Source organism: Selenomonas sp. oral taxon 138 str. F0429 (genome assembly GCF_000318175.2).
Classification (GTDB): Bacteria; Bacillota; Negativicutes; order Selenomonadales; family Selenomonadaceae; genus Centipeda; species Centipeda timonae.
In genome coordinates, this window is the sequence record NZ_KB290941.1 from 1 (window position 1) to 548 (window position 548).

Annotated in this window: 2 protein-coding genes; both read right to left on the reverse strand. The window is 53.5% G+C overall.

Annotation, left to right across the window (positions count from 1 at the left end):
* Positions 1–54 precede the first annotated feature (54 nt).
* Positions 55–231, reverse strand: a complete 177-nt coding sequence (locus HMPREF9163_RS06835) for a DUF5049 domain-containing protein (protein WP_009441003.1) — start codon at positions 229–231, stop codon at positions 55–57.
* Positions 228–464 carry a DUF4314 domain-containing protein gene (locus HMPREF9163_RS06840; RefSeq protein ID WP_037346479.1) on the reverse strand — a complete coding sequence of 79 codons (237 nt, stop codon included), beginning with the start codon at positions 462–464 and terminating at the stop codon, positions 228–230. Before HMPREF9163_RS06840 ends, HMPREF9163_RS06835 begins: the two co-directional genes overlap by 4 nt.
* Positions 465–548 lie beyond the last annotated feature (84 nt).

A 548-nucleotide genomic window follows, 5' to 3' on the forward strand; every position in this document is an offset into this window, starting at 1 on the left:
TTTTCGAGAGAAACACAGCCCCGAAAGGCTGTGCGAAATCCCTGAAATCGTCGGTTATTTTTTACCCGTGAGGATAAAGCGAATATATGCGGCGCGATCTCTCTCGATGAAACAGATGAGTTCGTAGAATTCCATCTTAAACGCCATCCTCTGAACAGCGGGAATGTCGAACATATTCACCCGCCCCGAATCGCGGATATCCATGATCTGCGAGAAAATCGTCTCGTTCATGACTGACCACCTTTCTGCATGATGCGGAAGAAGTCTACGCCGGGGATAAGGCTGAGTGACGATCCTGTCTCCCATCGGACGAGAAGCTGTCCCGCATCGTCAACGCCCAGAATCTCGCCCATCGTTCCTGTCGGTGGGGCTTGCGGATCGTCCATGCCGAGGAGTTCCACCTTTGTCCCGCGTGGGTACTGCCGCTGAAGTGCAGCGATCTGCTCCCTACTCGGAAAATGCATGACGCTCATCTCCTTTCCGATGTCCGCTCTTAAACGCGCTGCTGCCCGTGAGGTTCTGCAGGAGAATCTTGCGCGACTCTTTGT